At 48.3% G+C, this 14,989-nt stretch carries 12 protein-coding genes; 8 read left to right on the forward strand and 4 right to left on the reverse strand.

The annotated features are described in order from the left end of the window. Nucleotides 1-478 precede the first annotated feature (478 nt). Nucleotides 479-1,693, reverse strand: coding sequence for a Leu/Phe/Val dehydrogenase (locus tag MHH93_RS25520; RefSeq protein WP_500056299.1), 1,215 nt, complete (start codon nt 1,691-1,693; stop codon nt 479-481). A 344-nt stretch (nt 1,694-2,037) separates the two neighbouring features. Between MHH93_RS25520 and MHH93_RS25525 the strand changes: the two genes are divergently transcribed. The 3 genes from MHH93_RS25525 to MHH93_RS25535 all read left to right on the forward strand — a co-directional run bounded on the left by MHH93_RS25525 (nt 2,038) and on the right by MHH93_RS25535 (nt 5,318). Next, on the forward strand, nt 2,038-2,553 hold the full coding sequence (locus MHH93_RS25525; protein ID WP_062836740.1) for a DUF2179 domain-containing protein: 516 nt from the start codon (nt 2,038-2,040) through the stop codon (nt 2,551-2,553). 289 nt (nt 2,554-2,842) lie between these two features. Beyond that, complete coding sequence (locus MHH93_RS25530; protein ID WP_500056301.1) at nt 2,843-4,270, forward strand: pectate lyase family protein; 1,428 nt, start codon at nt 2,843-2,845, stop codon at nt 4,268-4,270. 559 nt (nt 4,271-4,829) lie between these two features. Beyond that, nucleotides 4,830-5,318: a hypothetical protein gene (locus MHH93_RS25535; RefSeq protein WP_500056303.1), complete on the forward strand. Its 489-nt coding sequence runs from the start codon at nt 4,830-4,832 to the stop codon at nt 5,316-5,318. Nucleotides 5,319-5,394: 76 nt separating this feature from the next. Here the strand turns inward: MHH93_RS25535 and MHH93_RS25540 are convergent, their stop codons facing one another. The 3 genes from MHH93_RS25540 to MHH93_RS25550 form a co-directional block, all read right to left on the reverse strand. Next, nucleotides 5,395-6,471 (reverse strand): substrate-binding domain-containing protein, encoded by a 1,077-nt coding sequence (locus MHH93_RS25540; RefSeq protein WP_500056304.1) that lies wholly within the window; start codon nt 6,469-6,471, stop codon nt 5,395-5,397. 140 nt (nt 6,472-6,611) lie between these two features. Then, the gene (locus tag MHH93_RS25545) at nt 6,612-7,796 is read right to left on the reverse strand and encodes a glycoside hydrolase family 130 protein (protein WP_500056307.1); all 1,185 of its coding nucleotides are present in this window, start codon (nt 7,794-7,796) and stop codon (nt 6,612-6,614) included. After that, nucleotides 7,793-8,983: an AGE family epimerase/isomerase gene (locus tag MHH93_RS25550; protein WP_500056308.1), complete on the reverse strand. Its 1,191-nt coding sequence runs from the start codon at nt 8,981-8,983 to the stop codon at nt 7,793-7,795. The genes MHH93_RS25545 and MHH93_RS25550 overlap by 4 nt, the downstream gene beginning before the upstream one ends. 410 nt (nt 8,984-9,393) lie before the next feature. Here MHH93_RS25550 and MHH93_RS25555 point away from each other — a divergent pair, with 410 nt between their 5' ends. The 5 genes from MHH93_RS25555 to MHH93_RS25575 all read left to right on the forward strand — a co-directional run bounded on the left by MHH93_RS25555 (nt 9,394) and on the right by MHH93_RS25575 (nt 14,853). Then, a complete protein-coding gene (locus MHH93_RS25555; RefSeq protein WP_440391099.1) occupies nt 9,394-10,707 on the forward strand; it encodes an ABC transporter substrate-binding protein in 1,314 nt (437 codons plus the stop codon). A gap of 189 nt (nt 10,708-10,896) precedes the next feature. Then, a complete protein-coding gene (locus MHH93_RS25560) occupies nt 10,897-11,784 on the forward strand; it encodes a carbohydrate ABC transporter permease (RefSeq protein WP_062836746.1) in 888 nt (295 codons plus the stop codon). Nucleotides 11,785-11,786: 2 nt separating this feature from the next. After that, on the forward strand, nt 11,787-12,620 hold the full coding sequence (locus MHH93_RS25565) for a carbohydrate ABC transporter permease (RefSeq protein WP_500056310.1): 834 nt from the start codon (nt 11,787-11,789) through the stop codon (nt 12,618-12,620). A 21-nt stretch (nt 12,621-12,641) separates the two neighbouring features. Next, nucleotides 12,642-13,679: a glycoside hydrolase family 130 protein gene (locus MHH93_RS25570; protein ID WP_500056312.1), complete on the forward strand. Its 1,038-nt coding sequence runs from the start codon at nt 12,642-12,644 to the stop codon at nt 13,677-13,679. A 232-nt stretch (nt 13,680-13,911) separates the two neighbouring features. After that, complete coding sequence (locus MHH93_RS25575) at nt 13,912-14,853, forward strand: glycoside hydrolase family 113 (RefSeq protein ID WP_500056313.1); 942 nt, start codon at nt 13,912-13,914, stop codon at nt 14,851-14,853. Nucleotides 14,854-14,989 lie beyond the last annotated feature (136 nt).

The raw sequence follows: 14,989 nt of genomic DNA on the forward strand, positions 1-14,989 counted from the left end.
ACAGAGAAAGAGAGTAAGAGGGCTAAACAATAAGAGAGGGTAAAAGAGCTAACCTGGACACGGTGTCGGGGTTAGCTCTTTTTGATAGGTGATACTACCCCAAAGAAATCTTCGGCCGCAGCGCTAACGAACCTGAGACAACCTATTCGAGGCAAAAATATGAAATATAAATTCTAACGAACCTCAGGAACGCTATCCTTCGGAAAAGTAGCTATTTAGCTTGAAAAAGGACCAAACTTGGCACAATAACGTGTCTGAGATTCGTTAGATTTTAGATCCATGCAAAAAGGGGCAAATAGCGTGTATCAGGTTCGTTAGAATGGGGCAAGCGGTGGAGGCTATTTTCCGGTACGTCGAAGTGTCGAAATCTAGTGAAGTCCACAACGAATGAGTTACATACATGCCATATCTCTGAATTAATAGGGTGGCGGAGAATGTGTGGGCGGTGTGAATGGACTTGGTAGCAGAGTGGGGCGTCCTATCTCTTACGGCCTGCTCGAAGGATGGATTCCGCCAGCCGATCGGCTGCATCGGCTGTGGAGATTGCAGATTGCGCAGCTTCTGCGTATACCTTGCTTAGCGTGCCTGCAATCCCCGCCACCTTTTGGCGGATCAGGTCAGGCTCGGCGCCTTCCAGCTCGTAGGCGGTGGAGATGATTCCGCCTGCGTTGAGCACGTAATCAGGCGCGTACAGGATGCCGCGCGCCTGCATGCGGCCTGCAACCAGCTGTCGTTCACTCAGCTGGTTGTTGGCCGCCCCGGCAACAATGGAGCAGCGCAGCTCCTCCACCGTTGCCGGGGTCAGTACGCCCCCCAGGGCACAGGGGGCGAAGACCGTGCAGTCAGCGGCGTGGATATGGGCCGGATCGGCCGAAATGGCGCCGCTGAACTGCACAAGGGCACGTTGTACACGCTCCGGTACAACGTCTGCCACAATGAGCCGTGCCCCGGCTGCATGCAGGTAACGGCACAGGGCATGCCCGACCTTGCCCAGTCCCTGGACGGCAACGGGAATGCCCTGCAAAGATGCAATGCCTTGCTGGCGCAGCGAGGTCACAATGCCGATGTGGACACCATAGGCGGTCATCTCGGCTGTGAAGTCATCCTGCGCCCCAAGCGAACCGGTGGTGTCCGTCACATGTGCGGTCTCCATTCCGATCTGGTCCATGTCTGTCGCCGTGGTACCCAGATCAAGACCGGTCACGTACCGCCCGTTCAGCCGCTCCAGACAACGTCCCAGTGCGCGAAAGCGCTGCGCCCGCTTGGATACGTCTGTATCCGGGCTCCCATCTATAAGATGTGTTACATCATCGTCGACAACTTCCCGTTCCCCGCTAGTGGCCTTTCGTTGCTCTACCTTTAGATCTCCAGCGACCGGATCACCACTAACGGTCCCGTAACTACCCTTATCCAGTGCTGCATTCCTTGCAAAAGGTACATCCCATATGACCACTTTCCCGCCGCCGTAGGGCAGTCCGGAGATTGCATTTTTGTACGTCATGCCTTTGGCAAGCTTCACAGCGTCCCGAACAGCTTCTTCCTCGGACGCATACGTCCAGTAGCGGCATCCGCCCAGTGCAGGTCCAAGGACCGTGTTATGAATGGCAATGACCGCCCTCAATCCACTATCTGCATCATGGCAAAAAATGAGTTCCTCCATGCCTTCCCGCTCCATCTCCTGCCATAATTGCATGACGATACCCCCTTTTGTTGTGACCCATCCATCTTGGTTCTGACCCGTTATTCTGGCGATCGTGCTCGGCGTTATGATGATACAGCATATTCACAGTCACCCGTTTTCGAACCTGGGACCTCCGCCGGGTTGATAATCGGTACAAACGGTTCTATAATGGCAGTTCCGGCATGCCAGAGAGCAGAAAATGCCTACGGATTTACATCCAACCGTTTAGAATGAGGGTATAACGTCCAATGATGGAGATAGAGCGAATGTACAGGAAGCATAAATGATACAAAATCGTCGAGTAGATGCAGCAAAGGGCCAATTCTGTTGCGAAGGCCAGGAAAGAGGGATTGTAATTGTTTAAAATATTGGTATTTATCTTTTTGATCCAGATTGTATATGTATCGGCTTATACATTACGGATGATTCTGACACTCAAAGGACAGAAATATATCGCCGCACTGATCAGCATGGGTGAGATTGTGATCTATGTGCTCGGTCTGAATCTGGTGCTTAAATATCTGACCCAGCCTTCGGCCTTAATCGTCTATGCGGTGGGTTACGGACTGGGTGTGTTGCTCGGCGCCTGGATTGAAGAGAAGATTGCACTCGGTTACGTTACCGTTAAAGTCATCTGTAACCAGATGGGTGGAAATGTTGCGAATGCCCTGCGGGACAAAGGATATGGTGTTACTGCGTGGGTGGGTAGTGGACGTGACGGAGATCGGCTTGTGATGGAGATTCTGGCGAAACGAAAAAACCAGAAACTGCTCTATCAGACGATTCTCGATCTGGACCCCAAAGCATTTGTCATTACCGTGGAGCCGAAACAGTTCCATGGCGGCTTCTGGACACGTTCCATCAAAAAGTAAAATCGAGCAGGTCTGCAGCAGATGCAGTCCTGCTTTTTTGGTTTCATTTTATCTGACACCTCCTTGCTGTCTCAAGGAATCACGTAAATCTTACTATTAAAGTTAACTATGTACGATTGAAGGTTGCTTCCGGTACAATCTTTAGCCACATCAGCATTTCCGCCAGAATGTGAGATAGGGATTATTGTTGTAATCGCTTACAACATCTACATTGAGGACATGTCCTTCGTGACAGGGTGTGGCAGCGTTGGACGAATGTAATCATTATATTTCGGGAGGAATGGAATCGATGAAAATCAAATTTCGAAGCTTATGCAGCACAGCCTTGGCTATAACGTTGGGGCTAACATTATTGTCCGGACCGGCAAGTGTGCAGGCAGCGGGCAACGCAGACTACAATCTAACAGGCTTCTCCCAAGGTAACACAGGCGGCGGTATCGTCAGCGAATCAAACACAGCCACGTATAAGAAAGTGTATAATGCGACCGATCTGGCACTGGCTCTCAAAAAGAACTCGGGTGTCAAAGTCGTTGAGATCATGAACGATCTGAATCTGGGATGGAACGAGATTCCGAGTGCAGCGCAGACTTCTCCTTTTGCCAAGCATAATGATGCGTTGACGCATCCCGTACTGAAACAGACAGGTGTCAGCAAGCTCACGATTGACGGTTTCAATGGACTCACGATTTTCTCCGCCAATGGCTCCAAAATTAAACATGCTGCGATCAGCGTGAAACGAAGCTCCAACGTGATCATCCGAAACCTGGAATTCGATGAGTTATGGGAATGGGATGAATCGACTAAGGGTGACTACGACAAGAATGATTGGGATTACATTACCCTGGAGGAGAACAGCAACGTATGGATTGATCACTGCACATTCAATAAAGCCTATGACGGACTCATCGATTCGAAAAAAGGAACCAGCGGCGTGACCATCTCTTGGTCCCTCTTCAAAGGGGATGACGGCAGCGCAAGCAGCTGGGTTACCCAGCAGATTAACGAGTTGGAAGCGAATAAGGCTTCCTATCCGATGTACAACTACCTGCGCAGCAGTGCTGTAGGTCTCAGCAAAGCCGATATTATTGCCATCTCTGGACCGCAAAAGAAAGGACATCTGGTTGGTTCCACCAGCCTGGAGTCGGCTAATGACAATCTGTCTATGACGCTGCACCATAATTTGTACAAGGATATTCAGGACCGGATGCCACGCTTGCGTGGAGGCAACGCACATGCGTATAACATCGTGATGGATGCAACAGGGGCACGTGCCGCTAAAGCCAAAATTACAACGGCCATGGCAACAGCGATTGCGTCCAAAGGTTATAAGTTCGATATCATTGGCAATGGGGCAATCTCTACGGAAAGTGGGGCAGTATTGGTTGAGAAGTCAGTCATTAAGGACGTGCTGTATCCTGTTCGTAACAATCAGACCGATCCGGCAGATCCAACGTATACCGGCAAAATCAGAGTAACCGATACCATGTATTCATTGGATGGAAGCTCCTTCCGTGGCAGCAGTGATACGTCTGGTAGTCCGCTGACGCCAATCCCTGCCGTGGTAAAATCATTCTCCTGGAACGGCTTCTCGTCACTTCCATACAGCTATACCACGGATGATCCCTCCACGTTGAATGCACGCCTCACAGCATCCAATGGGGCGGGTTCGGGTAAACTGACTTGGACCAAGGAAAATTGGTTGAAAACAAGTTATTAAGCGATGATGTGAGTTTGGTCGGAGAACCAAGCAAGGGGACATCAGAGTAACCGGTTGCTTTTTCATTCTCTAAACTAAAAAAAGAGTGCTCCTGCAGCTACGATAGCCGGGAGTGCTCTTTTTTATATAAATTAGGACCATAAACAGTTTGGCGGTCGTCTGAAGCATGATTCCTTGTAAGGATGAATCATCTACAGTAGGGTTTGTGCTTCCAGATGAACGTTGTAAGTCAATATGTATTTTCATACTCCTGTGAGTAATTAATGACTAAATTTATGCCAAATTAACTATTTATACAAATCCGTCTTGTAATTTTACTTACCGGTAAATATAATTTATTAGAATTGACCAATAAGGATGGTGAAGCAGCTTGGATGTATGGATATACTTCGCACTTACTCTTGTTTATTTAATACTGGTTATTCGGATGGTTGTCGTTTTAACCCAGAGGAAGCAATGGCTCACATATTCCAGTTTTCAGCTATTTGTAGCGTTCAGCTTGGCATATGATAATGGAATTATTGCTGCAGGTAATATGATAGGGGAAGGGAGACTGCTAATGGTTCTCAGTAGCCTTCGATTTTGGCTACACTCCTTTGCTACCCCTACTCTTATTCTTGTTGGCTACCATATCTTGCGCAGCTCAGGTACCAAGTTTGCACATAGAAGGATATCGGAAGTGGCAGCTTGGCTGATTACGCTGGGTCTGGTTATCTACCAGATCGTAGGCTTTACTCTATCCGAAGTTAATAATCTCAAGGTTATAGAAGAGTATGGGGTACTGAGATATATGGCAGAAGGCCATGGAGGTCCGCCGATGATGGTTATCATTGTTGGGATTGTACTTTTGTTTGTTAGTTTGATTGTTCTTTTCAAACATAAATGGGTATGGCTGTTTGTGGGGACTGCACTGCTGTTTCTAGGGCAGTTAATCTCCTTGCCAGTGGAAACCGGGACTTTAACCAATGTGTATGAGCTGATTCTCATCCTCTCGATCTGGAGAACGACTACATTTTTGAGGGATTCAACAGATCGTCACCGTCTTTAAACACCGATGCATCAGAAAAAGACTGGCCAGTAAGGTAGAGGCCAGTCATCTGTGTTCGTTTATCTCATTCTTTAATTCAGATATCGGTGGTATCGGATGAGGCAGACGCAGCACTCACCGAGTCACGGTAGATGATATTACCTTTCACATGAACACGGCCGAAACTGCGGTTCGGGTTGTCGACCTTTTTGAGCATCGACTGGACCGCCGTGCGCGCCATCTGCTCCACATCCACTTCGACGGTTGTCAGCTTGGGATCGGAGAGCATGGCATAGATATCATTATCAAAACCAACAACAGAGCATTGGCCAGGTACCTGAATATTCATCGAATTCAGTTTTTGAACGAGCAGATGAGCGACCTGATCACAGTTGCATACAAAAGCCGTTGGCAGTTGCTCGGGCAGATCAATCTCAATAAACGTACCGCGTTCATCCCGATCATTCAGAATTAAATTTGGATTCATCGGCAACCGATGTTCCAGCAAGGATTTGTAATACCCGAGGAATCGGTCCTGGATGCTGCTCGTGGAATATAGGTTCCCCACATAGGCAATGTTACGGTGGCCCTGCTGAACCAGATAGTTCGTCAGCTCATAAGCAGCATAGAAGTTATCGGTAACGACGGAATCAATGTCCGAATGTTCATCATAGAAGTCGAGAAACATTTTGGGAACTTCCATTGATCGCACCAGTTCAATATACTCTTTGCTGATCTGTCCGAGCACGATGAAACCATCGACCTTGTTGTCGCTGTACAGCTTGGGCAATGTTAATTCTTCCTCATCCTCCACATTCAGAATGTGCAGAATACCGTAGTAACCCTGTTCCTCCAGATGTTTGGTGATGCGCTGGAACACGCGTACATAGAACGACTGTGTAGGCCCGGTAAAACGCTCCGGGATAATTACGCCAATATTATGGGTTAAGCCTTCCTTCATGGAACGGGCAGCGGCATTATACCGATAGCCCATTTCAATAGCAAGCACTTTAATTTTTTCTTTTAATTCGCCACTCACGCCATCTTTATCATTCAACGCTTTCGAGACGGTCACACTGCTGACCCCGAGCCTGTCGGCGATATCCCGCATGGTGATATTGTTCTTCAGTATGGTCGCCTCCTTCAAGCCGGTATAGGCACAATGTGCTGTCACTATGATGAGTGCTTTCCTCCAACATAATAACAATCCATATCAGTATACATCGTTACCCACTTGGAATAAAGCCATTCTGGCTGTTGCTTCGCTAATTTTCAGCACATTGCAGGTTTCCCAGAGAGGACGCTCTACCGATGTTACGTTAATTGTTTCTGTAAAAGCTTCTCATTCTGCTCAATCAACTGACCCCGCTGGCTGGCACAGGCCAGGGAACGATATGGATCGGCCGGTGTATTGAACGTATAATCGACCAGTTTCTCCAGGGTGGTAGTTACCACATGACAGCGGGTATCACTGGATGCGTAATAGATAAAGACTTCTTCCTTCTCATTCACCACGGCACCGTTGCAGAAAATAACATTGGATACATCGCCTACACGCTCGTCGTCATAAGGAGAAATGAAGTGACCGCCTGGCTTGGCAATTACCCGTGTCGGATCATTCAGATCCGTTGCAAAGGTGTATAACACATAACGCAAGCCAGCTGCAGTGTTCCGAACCCCGTGAGCAATGTGAATCCAGCCACGATCCGTCTTGAGCGGAGCAGGGCCTTGGCCGTTTTTGACTTCGTAGACCGTATGATATTGCCGTTCATCAATAACCGTCTCTTCATGAATGACCGGGTTCAGGATATCCTCACATAGACCAAAGGCGATACCGCCGCCGCTGCCAGTCGAGATGAATCCGTCCTGTGGACGGGTGTAGAAGGCATATTTTCCATCCACGAATTCCGGGTGCAATACGACATTGCGTTGTTGAGGGGAATTGGTTGTGATGTTGGGCAACCGTTCCCAGCTTGTAAGATCGCGTGTACGGACCAGTCCAGCTTGTGCAACTGCACTGGATGTATCAAATGCAGGAGCCTCTGGGTCTTTGCGTTCCGAGCAATAGATGCCATAGATCCAGCCGTCTTCATGTTGAACGAGGCGCATGTCATACTGATTGGTTTCCTCCGCATCGATATCATCCCAGACCAATGGTTTACCGGTGAAACGGAATCCGTCAATCCCATTGTCACTCTCCGCAAGCGCAAAGATCGATTTACGGTCCAATCCTTCCGTACGAATAACCATGATGTATTTGCCATTGAAATAGATGGCTCCCGGATTCAATGTCGCGTTAATGCCCAGGCGTTCCATAAAATGCGGGTTCGTCGTCTCATCCAGATCGAATCTCCAATGCAGCGGTACGTGATGGCGAGTGATTACTGGATATTGGTACCGATCGTATATGCCGTTGTAGAAGGAAGAATTGATCTCATTAGGACGAGTAAGCAGCTGCTCCTGTTTCTCCAGTAACTCCTTGTATTTCGGGTGTATCATTCTGATCCCATCCTCTCGATTAGTTCAATACAGAATCTGCTATTGTGATACGGGCACTTCCACGGTCCGGCAATTTCGCTCTGATCCGGTGTACCGTTCCCGTCCACCGACCAGTACCATTCTCCGCCAGCGCGCTGATCAATGATATTCTCCTTCGTATAGGTCCACAGGCGTTCCACTCTCTCCAGAAATAGTGGATCACCTGTGCGCTGATACGCGTTATAGAAACCGACCATCGCCTCCGCCTGCACCCACCAGATTCGCTTCTCATCGATATGTTCACCTTCTTGTTCATTGAGCAGGGAACCATCGGCATTCACGGCCACATTGGAGATGTTATAGGCAATATCCGTTACCATCGCCGCATACTCCGGATGTTGTTCCATCCCCAGAACTTTCAGTGCTTCGTCGATCAGCCAGCTGGCTTCAATGTCATGTCCGAACGAGCGCAGGTCAATGATGGACTCCCACTGTTTGTTGAAAAATACCCCAAGAAACGTGGTGTCTTGGTCATACACCTGTTCATATAGAATGCCGAGCAGGCGTTCCAGTGCCGCCTTCACCTGTTGATCCGGCCACACGCGATAGAGCGTGGTGTAGGCCTCTAATACATGGATATGCGTATTCATGGTGTAATCCGCAATTACCCCGTTTTCGCTCAGCATTTCATTGGGTTGTTCCTTCCATGTGCGATCAAATTGTTCCTTGTATGCAGGCAGTTCGGCATCCAGACCTTTATCCTCAATGAGAGCAAAAAGCGTTTTCGCAAGTTCCAATGCAGAAGCATCCCCGGTTGCACGATAGTACTCACTGAGTGAATACACGCCGAAGGATTGCGTATACACATGTTTGCTCGTGTCCAGCGCTTCCCCTGTGTAATCTACCATCCAGTACATACCGCCATATTCGTAATCCATCACATGATCTGTGAGAAAACGATAGGCATGTTCAGCGTGATCGCGCCATCTTTCGTTTCCGGTAACCCGATACGCCGCTGCAAAAGACCAGAGTTGCCGTGCCGTGGCGATCCCGCCTTTGGGTGCCTGCGGATTCACCTGAAGATCATTGCCCACCCAGCCGTAGAATCCACCGTGGGTTGTATCTTTAAGGTTGGACCAGAAAGGTAAAATCTGCTTCTCCCAATGCGCCTTGATCTCAGATTGGAGTTGGGATGTTGTTGTATTCATAAGTGAGCGCTCCTTCAACGTGTTACATAAATCTTAAATTATAAACGGACTAAAGAATATTTACATTGGCCACTCCGATGACAGAATAACCTTCCGATCGCTGTTATCCCCAGATTTTTTAATTCCTTGTCATAAGGAGAAAATCCGGGGATAAAGGCGAACGCTCCGCTTCTTCAGGTTCTTTCTGTCCTCTCCGTTTCGTGTAAATGTTTAATCATTTTATATATTTAAGTTAACGGTAACTTTATAAAATAATATTAGTGCTCTGAAAAACAGATGTCAACGAAATGTGTCGCAATTTTTCTTGTTAGGTTATAAATAAATGAATTGACAGGTAAGCGTTACCATAATAGAATTCATTTTGTAACCTTAACGATAACTTAACAAACCTAAGAGAGGGGTCGAAACAATTGAGAAAAAACAAAGGTTGGATGATGTTGCTGACGATGCTGCTCATCACTTCGCTACTTGCTGCATGTTCATCCGGAGGTGGATCTTCGCAGGCGGGGGAGGAGATCAGTACGGATCCGGCAGATATCAAAGGTGAAATCACTGTTCTGACGCAACGGACAGATATTGTGGATACCGTGTTCAAAGACTACGCGGCGGAGTTCAATAAGGAATACCCGGATGTGAAAGTAAACTTCCAGGCGCTGGCTGATTATGAAGGGCAAGTAAAGATCCGTATGAGCACCAAAGATTATGGTGATGTACTGATGATCCCGACCAGTGTTCCGATCGCGGATATCCCGGACTTTTTCGAGCCGCTCGGCACGTACGATGAACTGAAAGACAAATATACCGCGATTGAAGAACGCATGGTGGATGGTCAGGTGTATGGGATCCCTACGGTCATCACGTTCTCGGGGATTATCTATAACAAACAGGTCTTCAAAGACGCAGGCATTCTGGAAGTTCCAAAAACACCGGAGCAATTCCAGGCTGCGCTTCAGTTAATCAAAGACAATACTGATGCTGTTCCGCTCTATACCAACTACGCATCCGGCTGGGCATTAACGCAATGGGAATCGGATCTGCCAACAGTTGCCGGCAGCGTAGATTACGTGAATGTGGACCAACCGAACACAGATGAGAACTTTGTGCCTGGTCAGCCGCATTATGAACTGTACAAAGTGCTCTATGACGCAGCCAAGAACGGTCTGATTGAGAAAGACCCAACAACCACCGACTGGGAAAGCTCCAAAGCGGATCTGGCCAAAGGCAAAATTGCTACAATGGCACTTGGTTCTTGGGCGATTACACAGATCCAGGGGATGACGGATACACCAGACGATATTGGATTCCTTCCATTCCCAACCAATGCAAGCGAGGTTGTGGTACCACTTTCTGCTGACTACAACATCGGCATGAACGTGAACAGTGAGAACAAACCTGCTGCCAAAGCCTGGATTGACTGGTTCCTGGCGAAATCGAACTACGCAGTTGAACAGGGCGGCGGTATGGATGCAGACAAAAACGCAGAATTGCCACCGATTTTGGATCAATACAAAGACGTTAAATTCTCTACACTTACACCTGCCAAAGAAGGCCAGGAAGGTCTGGTTGACAAGATCGACAACGAAGGTGAAATTGGCCTCTGGCAGCCTGACTTCAAAAAACGCATTATCGAGGCAGGGATCGGTAACCGCAAGGAATCGTATGACGATATCATGAAAGATCTGAACGATAAGTGGGTAAAAGCACGAGCAGAACTCACGAAATAATGGGATTAACGTAAGTGGTCAGGTGGTGAACAGACTACGGGAGCATGGATGGAAATCCATGTTGTATGGGGGCAAATGGTGTCTGAAGTTATGGTGCCGGATGCCTCCCCCGGCAGTTGTTCAGCCAAATTTCCTGGACGGGAGTCTTTCGATATATAGGCGGGTTAACCGCTTGGAGGTGTGGAGAGCATGAAGTACTTAAAGGTTTCGAATTGGGGTTACTCAGCGCAACGCATATTTATCATCTGTGCCTTCTCAATTATTCCGCTGGCGTTGCTGTTCACGTTTGCATACTTACCGGTCATCAACATGTTCAAATACAGTTTCACCGATTGGAATGGATACAGCAAAAGGTTCGATTATGTTGGGTTTGAGAACTATACGCGCATCTTCAGTGATCCGGAATACTTCAAAGTATTCATTGTCAGCTTGTACTACTTTGTGGCTACGTTCGTACAGATGGGCTTGGCGCTTTACTTTGCCACGATTCTGAGTTTCAAAGTCCGAGGTAAAAACTTCTTTAAAGGCATATTGTTCTTCCCTTATTTGCTGAATGGGGTAGCCATCGGTTTTATCTTCCTCTTTTTCTTCAAACCGGACGGTACACTCGATATGCTCATGCATGCTGTAGGGCTGGGACAATACACGCAGCTTTGGCTCGGTAATCCGAATATTATCAATGTGTCCCTTGCAGGCGCATCGGTATGGAGATACATGGGCTTCAACTTTATCATTTTCCTGGGAGCGATCTCCTCCATTCCGAAGGATGTGTATGAAGCATCGGATATTGACGGGGCCAACCGCTGGCAGCAATTCCGCCATATTATTCTGCCGAGTATAACGCGTATCCTGCAGCTTAACCTGATCTTGGCCATTAGCGGCGCAATTAGTGCGTTCGATATTCCATATATCATGACCGATGGTTCCAACGGCAGTATGACATTTGTCATCCAAACGGTTCATTTGGCATTTAAATATGGCAAGCTGGGACTGGCATCCGCCATGGCTGTAGTGCTGCTTATGATCGTTATTCTCGTTACGCTCGTGCAGCGCGTCACCATGAAAGGGGAGGAATAAACGTGACAAAATTCAAATACACCCTTGCGAGCGTGGTTAAATATGCTTCCCTTATTCTTGCAGCGTTTATCGCACTGTTACCGATCGTGGTCATCCTGTTTGCATCCCTTAAAACCAATGCGGAATACGCCACCAGCAGCCCGCTTGCTCCACCAGCCAATTGGCTGAACTTTGCCAACTATGCAAAGGCCTTTGTGGATGGTAACATGCTGGTCGGTTTCAAAAATACAATTATTATCCTGATTATCTCCATCATTGGTGCAACCTTAACAGGTTCCATGATTGCGTATGTGCTGGATCGGTTCAAATTCAAAGGCAAGAAGATCATGGTCGCCGCATTCCTGCTCGCTACCCTGATCCCCAGTGTTACAACGCAGGTTGCCACATTCCAGATCATCAACGCGCTCGACCTGTTCAACACGCGCTGGGCAGCCATCGTGATGTACCTGGGTACAGATATCATCGCGGTGTATATCTTCCTGCAATTCCTGGGCTCCATCTCAAGTGCACTGGATGAATCCGCCATGCTGGACGGTGCTTCGTACTTCACGATTTACTGGCGAATCATTCTGCCACTGCTAAAACCGGCCATTGTAACGGTCATTATCGTGAAGGGCGTTAACATCTATAACGATTTCTATACACCGTTCCTGTATATGCCAAAGGACAGTCTGCAGGTCATATCCACTGCCTTGTTCAAATTCAAGGGACCGTTTGGATCACAGTGGGAGGTCATCAGCGCCGGCATCATGATCGCCATTATTCCAACGATGATCATCTTCCTGCTGCTACAGAAGTACATCTACAATGGCTTCGCGCAAGGCTCCGTTAAATAAAATTCGAAGGGAGAAATGAAAATGTCAGTTGCTGAAATGAAAAACGTACACATTGTGGGGGATGCTTTGCCGAATATGCCGTGGGAAGCCAAACCCGAGGGAACAGAAGGGCCGGTGTGGAGACATTCGGCGAATCCGGTGGTTCCGCGTAACCCGGTTAAGGGCGTTGCCCGTATTTTCAACAGCGCCGTTGTTCCGTATGAAGGGAAATTCATCGGGGTATTCCGTGCTGAAACGGTTAATGGACGTCCGCACCTGCACATGGGAGCAAGTGAGGATGGTCTGGAGTGGACGATTGAAGAGGAACGCATTGCCTTTGTTGATGAAAATGGCGATCCGTTTATGCCGAACTATGCGTACGATCCGCGTCTGGTCAAAGTGGAGGATACATATTACATCATCTGGTGTACTGATTTTTACGGCGCTGCATTGGGACTGGCCAAAACGGATGATTTCAAAACATTTGTCCGTCTCGAAAATCCAATGCTGCCGTTCAACCGTAATGGTGTGTTGTTCCCGCGCAAAATCAACGATAACTATGTCATGCTGTCCAGACCAAGCGATAGTGGACATACCCCGTTTGGGGACATCTTCCTGAGTGAAAGCCCGGATCTCGTGTACTGGGGCAAACATCGCCATGTCATGAGCAAAGGCGGTCAAGGCTGGTGGCAATCAGTCAAAATTGGCGGCGGGCCTGCTCCGATTGAGACGTCCGAAGGCTGGCTGATGTTCTACCACGGCGTAACTGGAACTTGTAACGGATTTGTCTACAGCATGGGGGCGGTCATTCTGGATCTGGATGAGCCCTCCAAAGTGAAATATCGTTCCTCCAACTTCGTCCTGACACCCGAAAAATGGTATGAAGAGCAAGGCTTCGTGGATAATGTCATCTTCCCGTGTGCAACACTGCATGATGCCGAGACCGGGCGTATCGCTATCTATTACGGCGCCGCCGATACGTATGTGGGCGTGGCTTACACGACCATCGAAGAGATCGTGAACTATGTGATCGAGACGGATGAAGTTATTGCCGGAGACCACGAGGAAGGCAAGTTGTAATTGAAGTGAGACAATTTTTTAAAGCTGAAATTTACACAATAACGGAGAGTGCAGAACCAATCTGAAGAAGCGAAGTGGTCGCATTTATCCCCGGATTTCTCCCTTATATAAAAGGGATTTGATAGAAATCTGGGGATAACGGCGATCGGAAGATGGTACTGCAAGCGTAGTGGAAGTGTATATATTCGACTGTTTTTAAATGAAGTGAATGGAACAACGGGGAGTAATGCTCATGGAGTACATCAAGGGATTTACATTTGGCTGGATGAGTGGCAGGGGAGATTTCCGCAAGCCGGAGGCGAAGGAGTCTTTGCGCCTGCTGGCTGAACGTACAGGCAGTTCGCATGTTATTTTTGCACTGGCGGCACATCAGGATCATCCGCAGGCGGTAGAGGTGAAATATCGGGGTGACCATCTGGTAGATGATGATGAACTGGTTGATATGATGCGATATGCCCGTGAACTCGGGTTGCGTGTCATTCTGAAACCAACCGTCAACTGCACGGATGGCACATGGCGTGCACACATTAACTTTTTTGATATCGATGTGCCGTGTGAGCCGAAGTGGAAGGATTGGTTCCGCAGCTATACGGCATTTCAGAAACATTATGCAGCGATTGCAGAGCAGGAAAAGTGTGAGATGTTTATCGTAGGCTGTGAGATGGTGCAGTCCGAGCGTCGGGATCAGGAGTGGCGCGAGGTGATCGCTGGTGTGCGTGAAGTGTACACTGGACTGGTGTCATACAACACGGACAAATATCAGGAAGATCATGTGAAATGGTGGGATGCTGTGGATGTAATCTCATCCAGCGGTTATTACCCCATTGGAGATTGGGAGGCACAGCTCGATCGTATTGAGCAGGCAGTTGCTCCCTATGGCAAACCCTTTTTCTTTGCGGAAGCCGGTTGCCCCAGCCGCAGCGGATCAGCCCAGGTGCCGAATGATTGGGGACTGGAAGGCGAAGTGAGCGCGGAGGAACAGGAACGTTTCTATGAAGCCATGTTCCGGCATGTTGGCCAGCGTGACTGGGTGCGCGGATTCGGCCTATGGGACTGGAGCGCACAGTTGTACGCAGAGAAGGATGCGTTGATCGATGACGGATACGGGGTGTATGGTAAGCCCGCGGAGAAGGTCATTCGTCGGTTCTATGAGGGCATCACGGTAGAAGTCTAACCAGAAACAAGAAGACGTATGTGAAGATGAATCTTTAGTGATATCCTCATATGCGTCTCTTCTTGTATCAATTTAAATACGAGCTGAACATGACTCACGAAGAGGCGTGTTTCGTGCACATGCAGACAGGAGTGAA

It is taken from the genome of Priestia sp. FSL H7-0729 (genome assembly GCF_038005685.1).
GTDB lineage: Bacteria > Bacillota > Bacilli > Paenibacillales > Paenibacillaceae > Paenibacillus.